This is a genomic window from Fodinicola feengrottensis, assembly GCF_039530045.1.
Classification (GTDB): Bacteria; Actinomycetota; Actinomycetes; order Mycobacteriales; family HKI-0501; genus Fodinicola; species Fodinicola feengrottensis.
Genome location: NZ_BAAANY010000002.1, coordinates 384,542 through 399,492, shown reverse-complemented (window position 1 = coordinate 399,492; position 14,951 = coordinate 384,542). Strand labels below are relative to the sequence as shown.

The window sequence follows — 14,951 nt, the reverse complement described above, 5'->3', positions numbered from 1 at the left end:
ACACTCGTTTCAGTGAGGTTAGCAGAGGTCTAGGCGTTCAGATAGGCCTCCACGGCAGCGGTTGTACGCGCGGTGTCGCCGGTCGCCAACAGGTCCATCAAAGCGCCGCGCAACACCGAAAGGGCGAGAGTCCGCTCGGCCCGACCGGCCGCGGTGGCGCGGCGGGCGCGAGGTTGTGCGGCCGCGAGGACGGCGAGCCAGTCCTGGACAGTCTGCTGTGCGAAATCGGCCCATGGCCCCGTTGGTTCGGTCAGGGATCGGGCGTAGGCCTGGAGCCAGAGGGCGAGCAGCGGCCGGTGTGATTCGGCCGACAGCCAGGCCCAGGTGGTGCGTACGACGGCCGCGAACCCATCGTCCTGCGAGGTGCGGCGAAGAAGCTCGAGCTCGTCCGTACGGGCGCGGTCCAGCAGCGCGCGGACCAGCCCTTCCTTGGACTCGAAAAGGTAGAGCAGCACCCGCGGGCTGGATCCGATCGCAGCCGCGAGCGGCCGCAGCGAGAGGTCGCTCAGGCCGTTTTCCAGCGCGTACTCGTAGGCGCGTTCCAGCAGTTCTCGCTGCCGCACTGAAGGGGGTCGCGTCTGTTGGGTCACCGCGCTATGGTCCCACCGAAACGACTGGCGCCGAGGGACATAGTGGAGCGTGGTGGATGAGCGATCGAGTCAGCGTCGACAGCGACGGTCAGGTGTTGCTGATTGGCATTAACCGGCCAGCCAAACGCAATGCGTTCGACCTCGCGACGATCGCCGAACTTTCCGCCGCGTACGAGCGATTCGCCGCGGATCCACAGATGCGGGTCGGCGTTCTGTATGGCCACGGCGAGCATTTCTCCGCCGGACTTGACCTCGCCGAGGTCGGCCCGGCGGTGGCGAAGTCCGGTCCTCAGGCGCTGAAAGGACCCGGTCTGCACGACCCTTTCGGGCTGTGGGGTGAGCCTATTCCGAAACCCGTGGTGCTCGCTGTCCAGGGTGTTTCCTTTACCCTGTCGATAGAACTCGCGCTCGCCGCCGACATTGTGGTGGCCGCCGACGACGTGCGCTTCCGACAGTTGGAGATTGGCCGCGGGATAATGCCGTTTGGTGGTGCCACTTTCCGTGCGCCGGCGCAGCTCGGCTGGGGAAACGCCATGCGATTCCTGTTGACAGCTGAGGAGTTCGGGGCTGCCGAAGCTCTCCGCATCGGTCTGGTGCAGGAGGTCGTACCAGCTGGCCAGCAGCTTCAGCGGGCCGTCGAGATCGCCCAGATCATCGCTGCGCAGGCACCGCTGGGGGTGCAGGCCACCTTGGCCAACGCACGGATCGCTCGCAAAAGTGCGGAGCAAGCGGCGGTCGAACACCTGCGTCAGGTGGTGCCGGAGATCCTCGCCAGCGAGGATGCCGCTGAGGGGTTGAACAGTTTCGTTGAGCGACGAACGGCGACTTTCACGGGTCAATAGCCGCAGCGTGCACTGGTCTACAGCCTTCTGTCGAATGAGCGCTAAAACCGCTAGTTCGCTTAGAGTTCTTGTCTCCGAGCGCTTCACCGTTTCCTTCGAGCGTCTGGACCGGCAAAAGGCCAGTGCGGTTGCAGCCCTACGCGTGCGACTATCGGCGGCATGGAGACGTACGAGGGAACCGCTCAGCTTGAATGGTGGGTCAACCGCTCAACGTGCTTCGGCCACTTTCCCGCAACGGTCAGGGCCGATGCGCTTGACGGTGGCGGTTGGGATGTGCACGGCGCGCTCGTGGACGCCAGCGAACGCGAAAACCTGCAGCTCGCCTACTGGATAAGTCCGCTGTTCACTCTCCGGTTTCCCGATGACAGCACCTTCGACGTCGCCATCGAGCCAGCGGAATCTGGTTTCAGCGTCCGTGAATGGGATGACCGCGTACCCGATCGGGCCACGGTCTTTGTCTTCGACCCGGAGACTGATCTGCCGAATCCCGCGTCCGCATGAGCCGGGCAGGCTCCTCAGACCCTGCGCGGAGCGCGCCGGTGACCTACGTGGGGCCGATGAGAGTCGAACTCACACTGTCACGGACCTAAACCGTGTGCCTCTGCCATTGGGCTACGGCCCCCAGTCGCCGGCTCGAGAAACCGGCGGCTGGTTCATTCTGCCGTACGCCCCGCGTCGGCTGATCCACCGGACGGGTTGTCGCTGCCGGCCGCTTCGTCGCGGTGCCGACCGGCCGGTTCTTCCACCACCTCAGGCTCGGCGGGAGAAGGCTCGGCGGCAGGAGGCTCGGCGGGAGGCGTTGGACGGCGGCGGGACGCGAGGATGACCGCCCCGAGGGCCAACAGCAGGATGGCGATGCCACCGCCGATGACGTACGGGGTGACGCTGCCGCCGCCGGACGTGTAGGTCGACGGTGTCACCGGTACGCCGGGCGCGTTCGGGTCCTCCGGGCCGGGTTTGGTGGTCGTCACGGTGAACTTGATGTCCCCGGAAACCGGGTGGCCGTCCGCCGAGACGATCCGGTACGACGCGGTGTAGGCGCCGGTCACCGGGAGCGCCTTCACGTTGACCGACACCGACGTGTCGATGATCCGCGGCGCGCCGTCCTGATACTGCTTGCCGTCCGGGCCGGTCACCACGACCGCGGCGAAGTTGTTCAGCACCACGTCGTTGAAGGTGAAGGTGACCCGGGTCGGCGCCGCCACCGAGGCGCCGTTGGCGGGGCTCGACGAGATGAGTACGTCGTGAGCCGCGGCGGGTGCCGCGGTGGCCAGCACCCCGAACAGGCCGAGCGTGACGGCCGCGGTGAGAACGCCGATCCGGCGTACCAGCCGACCTCTCACGAGTTCGCGGGCTTGCGCAACAAGGCCCAGGCGGCCACGCCGACGCCGGCTAGCCCAAACACCAGGCCGGCCGTGCCGAGGCCGCGGGCCAGGCCGTCGGAGCCGCTCGCGGAGGCGGTGGAATCAGAAGCTGACACGCCCATATTGTGACCGGCCGGTGCGTCGCCGTCAGCATCGGCACCCGCCGCCGCCGGGGTCACCGCGAAGGCCGGCGCGGGGTGTTCGGGCTCCTGCCCACCGGCCGGGGTGGGCTGGTTCCAGTTCACGATCGTGTTGTTCGAGTAGTACTGCGCGGTGGGGAACGACAGCTCCTTCGTACCGCTGGGCAGCGGCCCCGCCGACACGTCGAACTCATCGAACTGACCAGGCTTTATGCCCTGCCCGGCGGTCGCCGTCCAGGTGATCGTGCTGACCGCCTTGGTAATGGTGGCGTCGCCGATGTTGACCGGTTTGGGCAGCGTCACCAGGGTGGTCTCGGCCGTCCAGCCGGGGTGCGGCTTGATCGACACCGAGCGGAGCGGATGGTCGGTCGGGACGGTGATCACCAGCTTGTTGGTGTCCGCGTTTTCTTCCTCATTGGGCACCCGGAAGGTGAGTTTGGGGTAGCTGCCGGCGGCCGTCGAGTCCGGGATCACGTGGACGTGCGCGGACGCCGGCCCGGCGAAGGCGAGCGCGCTGCCGACACCGATGCCGGCGGCCAACGCGACCGCGGCCAGCCGACGGGGCCACATCCTGGGGGTCGTACGGGGGAGCGTCACTGGTCCCAACTCCTCGAGAAAAGTCCGCGGGCGCCGACGCTTTCGTGCCGCCGGCCTCGCAGTGCAAGTCGTCGCCGACTTTCCCGGAGTTCCAGTGACGTGCGTTATATCCCCAGATCGCGGCGAAGTTTCGCCACGTGGCCGGTTGCCTTCACGTTGTACATGGCGTGCTCGATCTTGCCCTCGGGGTCGATCACGAAGGTGGACCGGATCGGGCCGGTGACGACCTTCCCGTAGAGCTTGCGCTCGCCGTACGCCCCATAGGCCTTCAGCACGTCGAGATCCTCGTTGGACGCGAGCGGGAAGGTGAGGTGCTCCTTGTCCCGGAACTTGGCGAGTTTTTCCGGACTGTCCTTGGAAAGCCCGACGACCTGGTAGCCGGCCACGTGCAGCGCGTCCAGGCTGTCCCGAAAGTCGCAGGCCTGGGTGGTGCAGCCGGGGGTGAGCGCGGCTGGATAGACATACAGAATGACGTGCTTGCCGCGCAGGTCCTTGAGGTGCAGCCGCTCGCCGGTGTCGGTGGTCAGGTCGAAGTCGGGCGCCGCGGCACCGGCCGCCAGCCGGTTCGTATCCGTCATGGCGCCACAGTACGACCCCACCCTGACACTCCGTCCGCGTACCCGACATTGGCCAACGCCGGGTACGCGCGGAGGACTACTTCTTCAGGGCCGCGTTGATCGCGTCGGTGACCTGCTGGGTGGTCGGCACGCTGTCGGCGGTGCCGCCGTTCACCACGGTCCCGTTGACCTTGACGGTCGGAGTGCCGGTGATCTTGCCCTTGGACGCGCTGTCGGTCAGGTGCGCCGTCCAGGCCGCGTATTTCCCGTCGTTCACGCACTTCTCGAACGCCGCGGCTGGCGCACCGGCCTGTTGGCCGAACTGGATCAGCTGAGTGTTGGTCAAGCCGGTGCTGTTCTCTTCGGGCTGGTTGTCGTAAAGGACCCCGCGATACTGGTCGAACAGGCCAGCATCCGCGGCGCAGGCCGAGGCGGCTGAAGCGCGCGACGAGTAGTTCGTACCCGACGAGAACCGGTCCAAATACGCCAGCGGGTGGTAATAGATCCGTACCGTGCCGGCGTCCACCATCTTCTGGATCGTCGGACCCGTGGTCGTCTCGAACTGGTGGCAGATCGGGCACATGAAGTCGATGTAGAGATCGACCGTCACCTTGGCGGTGGACTTGCCGACATACACACCGGTGACCGTGCCGCCCTTCGGGGCGGCCAGCGGCAGGGTCGGCTTGTGCGTGGAGTTGTACACCGTGACCCCGACGATGGCGGCGATCGCGAGCACCGCGATCACCACGACACCGACGATCGACGTGGTGACGATCCGCTGCCTGCGGCGCTGGGCGGCCAGCCGCTGGGCGGCGACCTGGCGGGCCCGGTTGGGTCGGCCGCTGTTCTTGCTCACTCGTTCTCCTCGTCCTCGTCGCCGTCCGCAAGATCGGCGGCGGTCAAACCGGATGTGCTCAGGTGGCGGATCAGCCCGTCCACCGACAGTTTCGACAGCGGCCAGATCACCAGCACGACAGCGATCGCGACGAAACCGAGGTCCCGGGCGATCTCGATCGCGTACTGCGGGTCGACGCCGGCGGCCAACTGCCCGCCGGAGGAGAAGCAGCCGCAGTCGATCCGCAGGCCCCGGACCCAGACCGAGATGATGCCGACGATGTAGATGACGAACAGCAGCGCGGACGCGGCGGACATCAGCCGTACGCCGAGGCCGACGATCAACAGCAGCCCCAGCACCAGCTCCAGGAACGGCTGGCCAATGCCGATGACCTGCACCAACGTGTCCGGGATGCCCAGCTCGTACGCGCGCACGCTGCGGATGTTGTTGTCCAGGTCAGTGACCTTGGGCCAGGCGGCCAGGATCCAGATCACCGCGAGCGCGAGCCGCAGCACGGTGGACAGCCACGGCTGGGTCGCTGGCCACCAAGCCGTCCGACCGGCGGGTCGCTGAACGCTCACCTGCGTCATCAATCTGGTCCTATCGTCTCGCTCGTGGGCCCGAAAGGGCACCTTAGACGGTTAGACGCGCGAAGGTGCCGATTGGTTCTCGGTCCGGCCCACTCCTTGCCAGAGGGTACGCGGCGAGGACGTCACGCGTCCGGCTGCCGAGGGTCTACGACCACTTTGAGGTGGTTCTGCGGCTCCGCGACCAGCGCCTCGAAGCCGGCCTTGACCACGTCCGGCAGTGCGACCCGGTCGGTGATGAGCGGGCGTACGTCCACCCGGCCCGTCTCCAACAGCCGCACGGCGTCCGGGTAGTCGCTGGTGTACGAGTGGGACATCGAGGCCACCAGCTCCTTCTCGCTGCCGAGGAAGTCCAGCGGGTCGAAGGTGAGGTCGCCGGGATAGATCGCGACCAGCACGGTCCGGCCGCCGCGCCGGGTCAGCCGGATCGCCAGCGGGGTGGCGGCCCTCGCGCCCGCACAGTCGAGCACTACGTCCAGGCCGTGGCCGCCGGTCGCTGGTCCCGCCGCGGCCTCGGCCTCATCGGGGGTGACGGCCACCGCCGCGCCGAAGGAGGAAGCCAGCGCCCGCCGGCCGGGATGCGGCTCAACCAGCAGCACGGTGTCCGCGCCGGCGATCCGGGCCACCTGGGCGGTGAGCAGGCCAATCGTGCCGCCGCCGACCACTCCGACGCGGGAGCCGAGGCCGATGCCGCCGCGCCGGACGGCCCTTACCGCCACCGACAGCGGCTCGGCCAGCGCGGCCTGCTCGACCGGCAGCTCGTCCGCGTACGGGATGCAGCAGTATTCGGGCGCGGCCACAAACTGCGCGAGGCCGCCGTCCGTACGCTGGCCGAGCTGGCCGGAGAACGGGCAGATGTTGTGCCGGCCGGCCTTGCACCACTCGCACTCGCCGCAGAACAGGTTGCCCTCGATCGCCACCCGGGTGCCGGGCCGCAGCTTGACGCCGTCGCCGACCACCTCGGTGACCGTGCCGACCAGCTCGTGTCCGAGGGTCAGCGGCGCGATCGCACCGGTGAGCGGGAACGGCTGGTCGACCGGGGTGAGCAGCGGGCCGTGCAGGTATTCCTCGATGTCCGTGCCGCAGAGCCCGCACGCGTCCACTCGGGCGATCAGCCAGCCAGGTGGGGGATCGGTCGGGACTGGTACCTCAACGACCCGGATGTCCTTACGGCCGTACCACCGTGCCGCGAGCATGCTGGACTGACCGGATCCGACCATGGTCGGCACTGTCTTCACTCGCGGTTCACCCTTGCCGTCTTCGGCTGGCGACGACGCACCAGACCGCTTCGATCACCACGACGATCGCCACCGCGAGCCCGATCAGGGTCGCCGTGGCGCTGATCAGCACCGAGTTGTCCGTGGTCCGGAGGCTGCCGCTGACCTGCTGGCCGGCCTGCCCGAAGCTGAACGGGATCGGTCCCAGGTTGAAGAATACGATCGAGGCGATCATGCCGAGCACGGCGCCCACAACGGCACCGCACGCCCAGAGCGCGTAGCGGTTGGGCAGCGTTCGTACGGCCACGTGGTCGTCGCGGGCCGTCAGCCGGGCCACCAGCGCCGCCACCAAGAAAGCCAGCACCGCCGCCGCCTGCACATAGAGCCACGGCCGGGTCTGGTCGACCGCGTCAATGGTCCCGTTGCCGGCGAGCAGGTAGGACACCCCGAGCAGAAACGGTCCAGCGGCGCCGGCCAGCGCCGCCTCACCCCACGGCTGGTCCCGCCGCCGCCCGACCCACGCGACGATCGCGGCCGGCACCATCGCGGCGACCGCCGCTTCGATGAACAGCGCACTGAAATAGCTCGGCGCACTTTCGGAGTCGACCAACCCGAACTGCAGCAATCCGAGCCGCGGGTTCCCGTTGCGGGCGAACAGCGACACGATCGCGAAGGCCACCGCCAGCGCCGTGCTCCCGGCGAGGCTGCCGCCGATCAACCGCAAATACGGCCGGACCGCGACCACCAACACTCCGACCACGGCCGCCGACAGCACCGCCAGAATCCGCCCAGCGGTGGCCGACGGCGTCGAAGCCATCCCGGACGCGTTTGCCGCGTGCACCACCAGCCAAATCGCCGCCGGCACCGCCCCCACCGCTACCCCGACCGTACTGAACCAGATCGGCCCTGGCGCGGACAGCCGGAAAACCCTTCTGGCCAGCCGATTCGCCGCCAGCCCACCGACACTCGCGGACAACATCACCAGCCACGCCATCGTCGTCAACTGGTTCGGCGACGGCTTCGCGCCGCCCACGCTGTCCCAGGAGTAAAGCCCCACCTGGGCCGCCCCGAGCCCCAACACCACCACCAGCACGACCGAGAAAACGATCGCACCGACGAAGGCGGTAATGCTCGCCGGCTGGACGCCCTCCGACGCCGCGGTCTTGAACGGCGCGGCCCGGGTTGTCATGTTTCAAGGGTAGTCGGCGGCGGCGTGGCCGCGCATCCATTCCACTACCCAGAGTTGATCAATTTTTGGGGTACGGCCGGGTGGTGCGGTCGGGCGGGATTTTCGTCGAGTGCGGGACAAAACCCCACACTCGACGTCGAGTGTGGGGTTTTGTCCCGCACTCGACGCTGGACCCGTTGTCCGCGGGGCTGGCGCGACTCTCTAAAAGCCGGGCACCAATCCAGAGCAAACTTGCCGGAGAGCAGACACTCCGGCAACGACAGCGGGGTGCTCACCAGTCCCACGGCGGTACGCCACGAACGTTCGGCGCCGACTTTCCAGGGCGGTCAACACCACCCCGGCGGGCGGGTCGGCAGCGCCCAACTCGGGGACGAAAGCAACCCCCTGCCCAGCCGCGACCAGCGCCAACACCGTCGCGAAGTCGTCGGCGTGGTGTCGGGCGCGAGGGGTGAAGTCGTGGGCCTGACAGGCGCGGACCGTCATAGTGTGGCACAGGGTTTCCGGGCTGGCCAGGATCCAGGAAGCCGCACGGCAGTCGACGATGGTGGTGGAGCGCGTGGAGGCCAGATACATGGTTTCCACCAGCAAAGGAGTCGTCTCCAGTGCTGGGTCCGGCTCGACCGGCACATAGTCGTACGCGCTGATCAAACCCAGGTCGAGCTGGTCCGTACGCAGGGCGTCGGCGACGTTTGCGGGGTCGAGTTCGCGGACGGTGAGGTCGAGGCCGGGGTGATCGCGGCCGAGGGTGACCAGGGCGGCGGGCAGGATCGTACGCATCGCGGTGGAGAAGGCGCCGATGCGGAGGTGGCCGGTCAGGACTTCCCGGCTGGCGGCGAGGGCGGCGGTGGCGCGTTCCAGGTCGGCGAGGACGGCTTCGGTGTGGACGGCGAGCTGGGTGCCCGCTGGCGTGAGGGCGACGCGGCGGCCGGTGCGGTGCAGAAGCGGCACGCCGGCCTCCCGCTCCAGGGCGGCGAGCTGCTGGGACACCGCGGACGGTGTGTACGCGAGTGCCTGGGCGACGGCGGCGATGGTGCCGCGGTGGGAGAGCTCTCGCAGGAGGCGCAGCTTGCGTACGTCGAGCATCAGTTCAGCTTACGGTCGTCGGCACAAATGTGAACTGGACCTACCGAGCGGTGGAGCGGCAGCCTGGTGCGCATGGAAGGCCTCTTGATTCCGCTGATCACCCCGTTCGCCAAGGACGGCAGCGTCGCGCTGGACGCGCTCGAAGAGCTCGCCCACCGGGTGCTGGATGACGGCGCCGCCGGGCTGGTGCCGCTCGGTACGACCGGGGAACCGGCGACCCTGACCGCGGCGGAGAAGAACGCCGTCATGGACACCGTCGCCGCGGTCTGCCGCGACCGTGGCGCGCTCCTGATCGCCGGCGCCGGCTCTAACGACACTGCCGGGTCCGTCGAGGCAGTAAAGGCGTTGGCGAAGTGGCCGGAGGTGACCGCCGCGCTGACCGTCGTGCCGTATTACACGCGTCCCGGCGAGGCTGGTGTGGTCGCGCATTTCACCAGGCTGGCGGCCGAAAGTCCGGTGCCGCTGATGCTCTACAACATCCCGTACCGGACCGGCCAGGTGCTCGGCTGGCAGGCGCTCCGGCAGCTCGCGGCGGTGCCCGGCATTGTCGGGATGAAGCAGGCGGTCGGGGCGGTCGACGAGGACACCGTCCGGTTGATGGCCGACAAGCCTGAGTCGTTCGCGGTCTTCGCCGGCGACGACCTGTATGTGTCGCCGCTGCTCGCGTTGGGCGCCGCCGGCGGGATTCTGGCCTCCGCGCACGTCGCCACCGACCGCTTCGCCGCGCTGGTCGGCGCCTGGCGGGCCGGTGACGTGGCCCGCGCCCGGCTGCTCGGCCATCGGCTGGCGGCGCTGTCGGCGGCGATGTTCGCCGAGCCGAACCCGGTGGTGGTCAAGGCGGTGCTGCACGCCAAAGGGCAGATCCCGAGCCCAGGCGTACGCCTGCCACTGCTGCCGGCCAGTGCCGAGGCCACCAAAGCGGCGCTGCAGGCGTACGAACAGAGTGACTGCTGAGTCACGTGTGGTGAAAATCAGCTACTGAGGCTTATGCTCCCTATCGGCTGTTATGTCGGTAGGGAGTGTCTTATGGGAACGTCTCGTCAGTACGTACGGGCCGGGTCCGTGGTGGCCGCGGCCGCGCTGGTGGTGGGTGGCGTCGTGCCGGTCAGTGCCTCGGACGCGGTGATCGGGCAGCGGGCCGTCGCTTCGGTGGACGCGAGTGTGCCGTCCGACGCTCAGCTGGCCAGCGCGACGCCGCTGGAGCTGCTCAAGGCCGTCATCCGTTGTGAAGATGTCGGAGCGGACCAGCAGTACTGCCTGCATATCGGCTTCATGTCGCCGCGCCAGACGCCCGAGCAGGTGGACGCGATGCTGCGGAAAGCGTCGACCGGGCCGGACAGCGACGACGGGGTCGCGACGCTGCTCGGCGTCGCTCATCGGGTCGCGACCCGGCCGTACGACCAGCGGGCCGTCGACGAGAAGGCGGAGATCGCCGCCGCGGTCAAGCAGGCCAACGGGGTCGCGAAGACGACCCGGCACGTCATGTCGGCGGCTACCAGCTCGAGCATGCCGACCCGGCTGGTGCTGCCGATGGGGCTCCCGGAGCAGGACACCAACTGGTACTGCGGGCCGGCGAGCGTCGCCGCTGTCGCGTACGGGCACAGCACGACCGTCGATCAGAGCACCTGGGCGTTTCGGCTGGGCACCACCCAGGACGGCGGCACCGACGTGTCCCAGATGCCGGCGGTCCTGAATTACTACACCAGCAGGGGCGACAGCACGCCCTACACTGATATCTCCACCGGCGCCAGCAGCGCCAACGACTATTTGGCCTATGTGCGGGAAGCCATCTACACGAACAACCATCCGGCGATCCAGCAGGTCAAACTCTACAAAGCGTTTTTCCCGTACGTACGGGTAAACCACGGCGGCCACTTCCAGCCGGTGAACGGATATGACACGGTCGCCCGGACGGTGATTTTCACCGAGGTCTACGACGAGGCGACCTACACCTCCGGCGGCGCGCACACTGGTGGGCCAAAAGAGCTGCCCGTCACCCTGGTTTTCGCGGCCAACCAGGCAAGTTACAACGCGATGCCGGGAGTTTTCGGGCGGTTGGTGATTTAAGTGCGTCGGCGCGGAGCTGTTGTGGCGGCGGCCCTGGTGGTACTGCTGGCCGGCTGCACCGCCGCGCCGCCATCCGCGTCCACCCCGTCTTCGACTCCGTCCTCGACCCCGTCGGCGCGGCCGCTGTCCGCGCCGGCGGTCAAGCAGGCGCTGTGGACTTTTCCCTTTCAGCGCTCGGAACCAGTCGTCTCAGGTGACGCTGGCCCGCTGCTCTACGACGGCCGCTATTACGTTCGGCCGGATCCCGCGAACCCGGCGGTGGCCACCATCCTGGACACCAGGACGAACAAGGTCGTCGTACGCCATCAGGTGCCGCATCGCGCGGACGGATGGCAGGTCGAGGACGTTTTTCTGACTGATGGCTACGCGATCGTGGTCGACGCGGATGCGGAACCGCCTTACCGCCCCAAACCCTGGTACGCGGTGACCCGCTACCAACTCTCCACCGGCACCGCCACCTCGGTCGCAGACCAGCCGCCGGTGTCCACTGTGGACCCGGAGGTGGTCGCCGGCGACGGCCGCTACGCATACGTCACTGATCAGGGTGGCCGCGGGTGTGTGGCGGTGGCGGACGTACGACAGGTGGCCGCCTCGGTACGGTACTGCGCTCCCGTCGGCTGGCTGCCGGGATTTCTGCGCACCGGGGATTCCTCGGTGACTTTCGCGGAGAATTCGGAGAACGCTTCGCAAAGTCGTCAGCCGGCGGGCTGTCGGCGGCTCGTACGACTGCCCAGTGGTGGCGCCGCGACGGACGTGCCGGCGTTAGCCGCCTGCCGACAGTATGCCGGCGCTGGGGTGGGGAACTGGTCGGCCTGGTCCGACGCGTCGGACGCGGACGCCGATGTCGAGCATGCGCCAGTGCTGGCCGCTGTTGGCCGGGCCTCGCCGTTCCGGGTGGATGTCGGCGTGGTCGGTTCGCTGCGTACGTGCGGAGACTGGGTTTATTACGACCACCGCGCGGATCCGTCGACGGTGGAGATTCGTCGGTGGCGGCCGGGCCACCCCATCGAGGTTATTTATCGCAGCCCAGGCGAAGAACTGTCGGCAACGACCAGCGTGGCATGTGCCGACGGATGGGTGAGCTTCATGCGGCAGTACACCGGCGCCGGTAGTCCACACACGGACGTGTTGGCGGCGCAGGCCCGCGGCTAGGCCAAAACTCCAAGGTCAAGGGCGAAGGCAAGCCGAGGGCGAAGGTCGACGGTCAGGGTCAAGGGCGAAGGTCAAGGTCAAAAGCGGCGGTTGCCTCGGGGGAGGGTGGATCCCGGGTATTGCCGGTTGAGTTGCAACGTGGGGGCTTGGGTACGGGGTTGCGGTGGTCCGTTCTCCCCGTCGGCGCCCAAGGGCAGCACATTTCCTGGCCCGGCGGCGGAGCTTGGGTGCCGTGCCCCGGCCTGGGTGCCCCGCCGCCGGGCCAGGAAATGTGCAGGGCTGCGCCCGCCGACGGGGAGACCGGACACCTCGCGCTGTTGGTGATGACGTTGCTTAGTTCTGTGCCCTGTTTGTCGCGTTTCCCGAGCCGTTTCCCGGGTATCGCTCGCCGAGTGCGGGACCTTGTGCACCGCTCGACGTCGAGTGCGGGCTTTTGTACCGCACTCGACCCCCGACCTGTGACAGCTGGGACTGGTGGGGCCCCTGCGGCGCGCTCGTCCCACTCTCCGGGACGATAGTTGTTGATCTTGGTTAGTTGGTCTACCCAAAACGGACATCGGCCTGAAATGCCTGGTTTGGGTAGGCAAACTAACCAAGATCAACAACGGATATCGCGAGGGGATGTGCTTTTCCGCGAGTGTGGGCAGCGGCCCAACCACCCACCAACGCAACGACCAAACCCAAACCAGTTCTTCCTAGAGGCGCCGCCCGCAGGGCAGACCTTGACCTTCGCCTTTGACCTTGGGCGCGAGACCGCAGGCGGGCCGGAAAGGTCACGTTTGGCGGGAGCCGCATCCGGACAGTGGGCGGGTTACGATTGTCAGAGATGTACAACGTTGGAATGATCCTCTGGCCAGCAGTCACCCAGAGAACGGCAGGCAAGGTGCCCCAGTGGTGAGTAATCCTCCTTCACACCGGCCCCGACCGGAGTATCCGCGGCCCCAGCTGCGCCGCGATCGGTGGTCCAGCCTGAACGGCGAGTGGGCCTTCGGCTTCGACGACGATGGGGTGGGGCTCCGCGAGCAGTGGTTCGCGCTGACCGCGCAGGAACTCGCCGGCACTCAGCTTGACCAGCGGATTCTCGTCCCGTACGCGCCGCAGTCGAAGCTGTCGGGGATCGCGTCGGATGGTCAGCATGACCTGGTCTGGTACGCGCGGACGGTGACTCGGCCGGGGGACGCGCGCCCTGGCGACCGGATTTTCCTGCACTTCGGCGCGGCCGACTACCACGCGACCGTGTGGGTCAACGGCATCCAGGTCGCCGACCACCAGGGCGGGCACACGCCTTTCAGCGCGGACATCACCGACGCTCTGGATGCTGAGGGAGCGACATCGACACTGGTCGTGAGGGTCGCGGACCAGATGACCGCGCTCGACCTGCCGCGCGGGAAGCAATATTGGCTGCCCCAGTCCGAAGGCATCTTCTACACGCCAACCACCGGCATCTGGCAGAGCGTGTGGCTGGAGCCGGTGGCCCCGCTGCACCTGACCGAGCTGCACCTGACGCCGGACCTGGACACCGGCGCCGCCGCGCTGGAGATCGCGCTGGCCGGTGACACCAGCGAGGCGCGGGTCGAGCTGCACCTGTCGCTGCATGGCGAGCCGGTACGAGTGGAGACGCTGACCGCGGACGGGCCGCGGACCCAGCACACGCTGACCGTCCGCCGGCTCGACGTGGCCGCGCCGGGCGGGAATGTCGGCGGGTGGAACGGCTTCGCGGTGTGGAGCCCGGAACAGCCTGACTTGTACGACCTCAGAATCCGGGTTTATTCGCCGGACGGCATTCTCGCCGATGAGGTCGAAAGCTATTTCGGCATGCGTAGTATCGAGGCCAAGGACGGCAAAGTCCTGCTCAACGGCCGGCCCTATTTCCAGCGTCTGGTGCTGGACCAGGGATATTTCCCGGGCGGAGTGCTGACCGCGCCCAGCGACGACGACCTGCGCCGGGACATCGAGCTGGCCAAGGAACTCGGGTTCAATGGAGCTCGCAAGCACCAGAAGGTCGAGGATCCGCGCTGGCTCTACTGGGCGGACCGGCTGGGTTTCCTGGTGTGGGGCGAAATGGCGAACGCGTACGCGTATTCGCGTGACTACGTCGGCAGAATCACGTCCGAATGGCAGGAAGTTGTTCGTCGGGACCACAATCATCCCTGCATCGTGGCGTGGGTGCCGATGAACGAGAGCTGGGCGGTGCCGCAGCTGGACACCGACGAACGCCAGCGCGCGCACCTGCGGGCGATGTATCATCTGACCCGCTCGTTGGACGTTTCCCGGCTGGTCGTGTCCAATGACGGCTGGCAGCACGCGGACACCGATCTGTTGACCTTGCACGACTATCGGACCGGCGAGGTCGTCGCGGTGAACTACCGCAGTCCGGCCGAGGCAGTGGCCGCCGAGTCGGCCAGCATGCCGGCCTTCGTACCCGGCAGCTCGTACTCCGGCCAGCCGATCCTGCTCACCGAATGCGGCGGTATAGCGTTCGCGGTGGACGGCGGCGGTTGGGGTTACACGACCGCCGAAGAGCCGGAGGAGTTCCTTGCCAGCTATCGCCAGCTCATCGAGGCGATCGTGGGTACGCCCGCAGTGCAGGGTTTTTGCTACACCCAGTTGACCGATGTGGAACAGGAAATCAACGGCCTGACGACCTTCGAACGAGTGCCCAAAGTGGACACTCACCGGTTGAGGGAGATCACTGAACTGCCACGTCCCTAGCCAGACCACATGATCGCCT

General features: G+C 67.7%; 15 protein-coding genes and 1 tRNA gene. 6 read left to right on the top strand and 10 right to left on the bottom strand.

Annotation, left to right across the window (positions count from 1 at the left end):
- Window positions 1-29: 29 nt before the first annotated feature.
- Complete coding sequence (locus tag ABD301_RS04355; RefSeq protein WP_344307333.1) at window positions 30-590, bottom strand: TetR/AcrR family transcriptional regulator; 561 nt, start codon at window positions 588-590, stop codon at window positions 30-32.
- 56 nt (window positions 591-646) lie between these two features.
- Here ABD301_RS04355 and ABD301_RS04350 point away from each other — a divergent pair, with 56 nt between their 5' ends.
- Together ABD301_RS04350 and ABD301_RS04345 are read left to right on the top strand one after the other, a co-directional pair.
- Window positions 647-1,432, top strand: a complete 786-nt coding sequence (locus ABD301_RS04350; protein WP_344307331.1) for a crotonase/enoyl-CoA hydratase family protein — start codon at window positions 647-649, stop codon at window positions 1,430-1,432.
- 159 nt (window positions 1,433-1,591) lie between these two features.
- Window positions 1,592-1,933, top strand: a complete 342-nt coding sequence (locus ABD301_RS04345) for a hypothetical protein (protein WP_279579469.1) — start codon at window positions 1,592-1,594, stop codon at window positions 1,931-1,933.
- A gap of 48 nt (window positions 1,934-1,981) precedes the next feature.
- Here ABD301_RS04345 and ABD301_RS04340 read toward each other — a convergent pair.
- From ABD301_RS04340 to ABD301_RS04300, 9 genes are all read right to left on the bottom strand, one after another.
- Window positions 1,982-2,054: transfer RNA gene (locus ABD301_RS04340), tRNA-Leu, on the bottom strand.
- A gap of 31 nt (window positions 2,055-2,085) precedes the next feature.
- Window positions 2,086-2,775, bottom strand: a complete 690-nt coding sequence (locus ABD301_RS04335) for a copper resistance CopC family protein (RefSeq protein ID WP_344307328.1) — start codon at window positions 2,773-2,775, stop codon at window positions 2,086-2,088.
- Window positions 2,772-3,506, bottom strand: coding sequence for a YcnI family copper-binding membrane protein (locus tag ABD301_RS04330; protein WP_163567289.1), 735 nt, complete (start codon window positions 3,504-3,506; stop codon window positions 2,772-2,774). The genes ABD301_RS04335 and ABD301_RS04330 overlap by 4 nt, the downstream gene beginning before the upstream one ends.
- 131 nt (window positions 3,507-3,637) lie before the next feature.
- Window positions 3,638-4,111 (bottom strand): thioredoxin-dependent thiol peroxidase, encoded by a 474-nt coding sequence (bcp, locus tag ABD301_RS04325; RefSeq protein ID WP_344307326.1) that lies wholly within the window; start codon window positions 4,109-4,111, stop codon window positions 3,638-3,640.
- A gap of 76 nt (window positions 4,112-4,187) precedes the next feature.
- Window positions 4,188-4,946, bottom strand: a complete 759-nt coding sequence (locus ABD301_RS04320; RefSeq protein WP_163567290.1) for a DsbA family protein — start codon at window positions 4,944-4,946, stop codon at window positions 4,188-4,190.
- Window positions 4,943-5,515, bottom strand: a complete 573-nt coding sequence (locus ABD301_RS04315; protein ID WP_344307323.1) for a MauE/DoxX family redox-associated membrane protein — start codon at window positions 5,513-5,515, stop codon at window positions 4,943-4,945. Before ABD301_RS04315 ends, ABD301_RS04320 begins: the two co-directional genes overlap by 4 nt.
- Window positions 5,516-5,637: 122 nt before the next feature.
- Window positions 5,638-6,750 (bottom strand): zinc-binding dehydrogenase, encoded by a 1,113-nt coding sequence (locus tag ABD301_RS04310; RefSeq protein WP_344307321.1) that lies wholly within the window; start codon window positions 6,748-6,750, stop codon window positions 5,638-5,640.
- 7 nt (window positions 6,751-6,757) lie between these two features.
- Window positions 6,758-7,918 (bottom strand): hypothetical protein, encoded by a 1,161-nt coding sequence (locus ABD301_RS04305; RefSeq protein ID WP_344307319.1) that lies wholly within the window; start codon window positions 7,916-7,918, stop codon window positions 6,758-6,760.
- Between the two features lie 201 nt (window positions 7,919-8,119).
- Complete coding sequence (locus tag ABD301_RS04300) at window positions 8,120-9,001, bottom strand: LysR family transcriptional regulator (RefSeq protein ID WP_163567294.1); 882 nt, start codon at window positions 8,999-9,001, stop codon at window positions 8,120-8,122.
- 72 nt (window positions 9,002-9,073) lie between these two features.
- Here ABD301_RS04300 and dapA point away from each other — a divergent pair, with 72 nt between their 5' ends.
- From dapA to ABD301_RS04280, 4 genes are all read left to right on the top strand, one after another.
- The gene (gene dapA, locus ABD301_RS04295; protein WP_344307316.1) at window positions 9,074-9,955 is read left to right on the top strand and encodes a 4-hydroxy-tetrahydrodipicolinate synthase; all 882 of its coding nucleotides are present in this window, start codon (window positions 9,074-9,076) and stop codon (window positions 9,953-9,955) included.
- A gap of 72 nt (window positions 9,956-10,027) precedes the next feature.
- Entirely contained in the window at window positions 10,028-11,068 is a 1,041-nt protein-coding gene (locus ABD301_RS04290; protein ID WP_344307314.1) for a cysteine peptidase family C39 domain-containing protein, read from the top strand.
- Between the two features lie 21 nt (window positions 11,069-11,089).
- A complete protein-coding gene (locus ABD301_RS04285; RefSeq protein ID WP_344307312.1) occupies window positions 11,090-12,220 on the top strand; it encodes a hypothetical protein in 1,131 nt (376 codons plus the stop codon).
- Window positions 12,221-13,114: 894 nt separating this feature from the next.
- Window positions 13,115-14,932, top strand: coding sequence for a glycoside hydrolase family 2 protein (locus tag ABD301_RS04280; RefSeq protein ID WP_344307310.1), 1,818 nt, complete (start codon window positions 13,115-13,117; stop codon window positions 14,930-14,932).
- The last annotated feature ends 19 nt before the right edge of the window (window positions 14,933-14,951 follow it).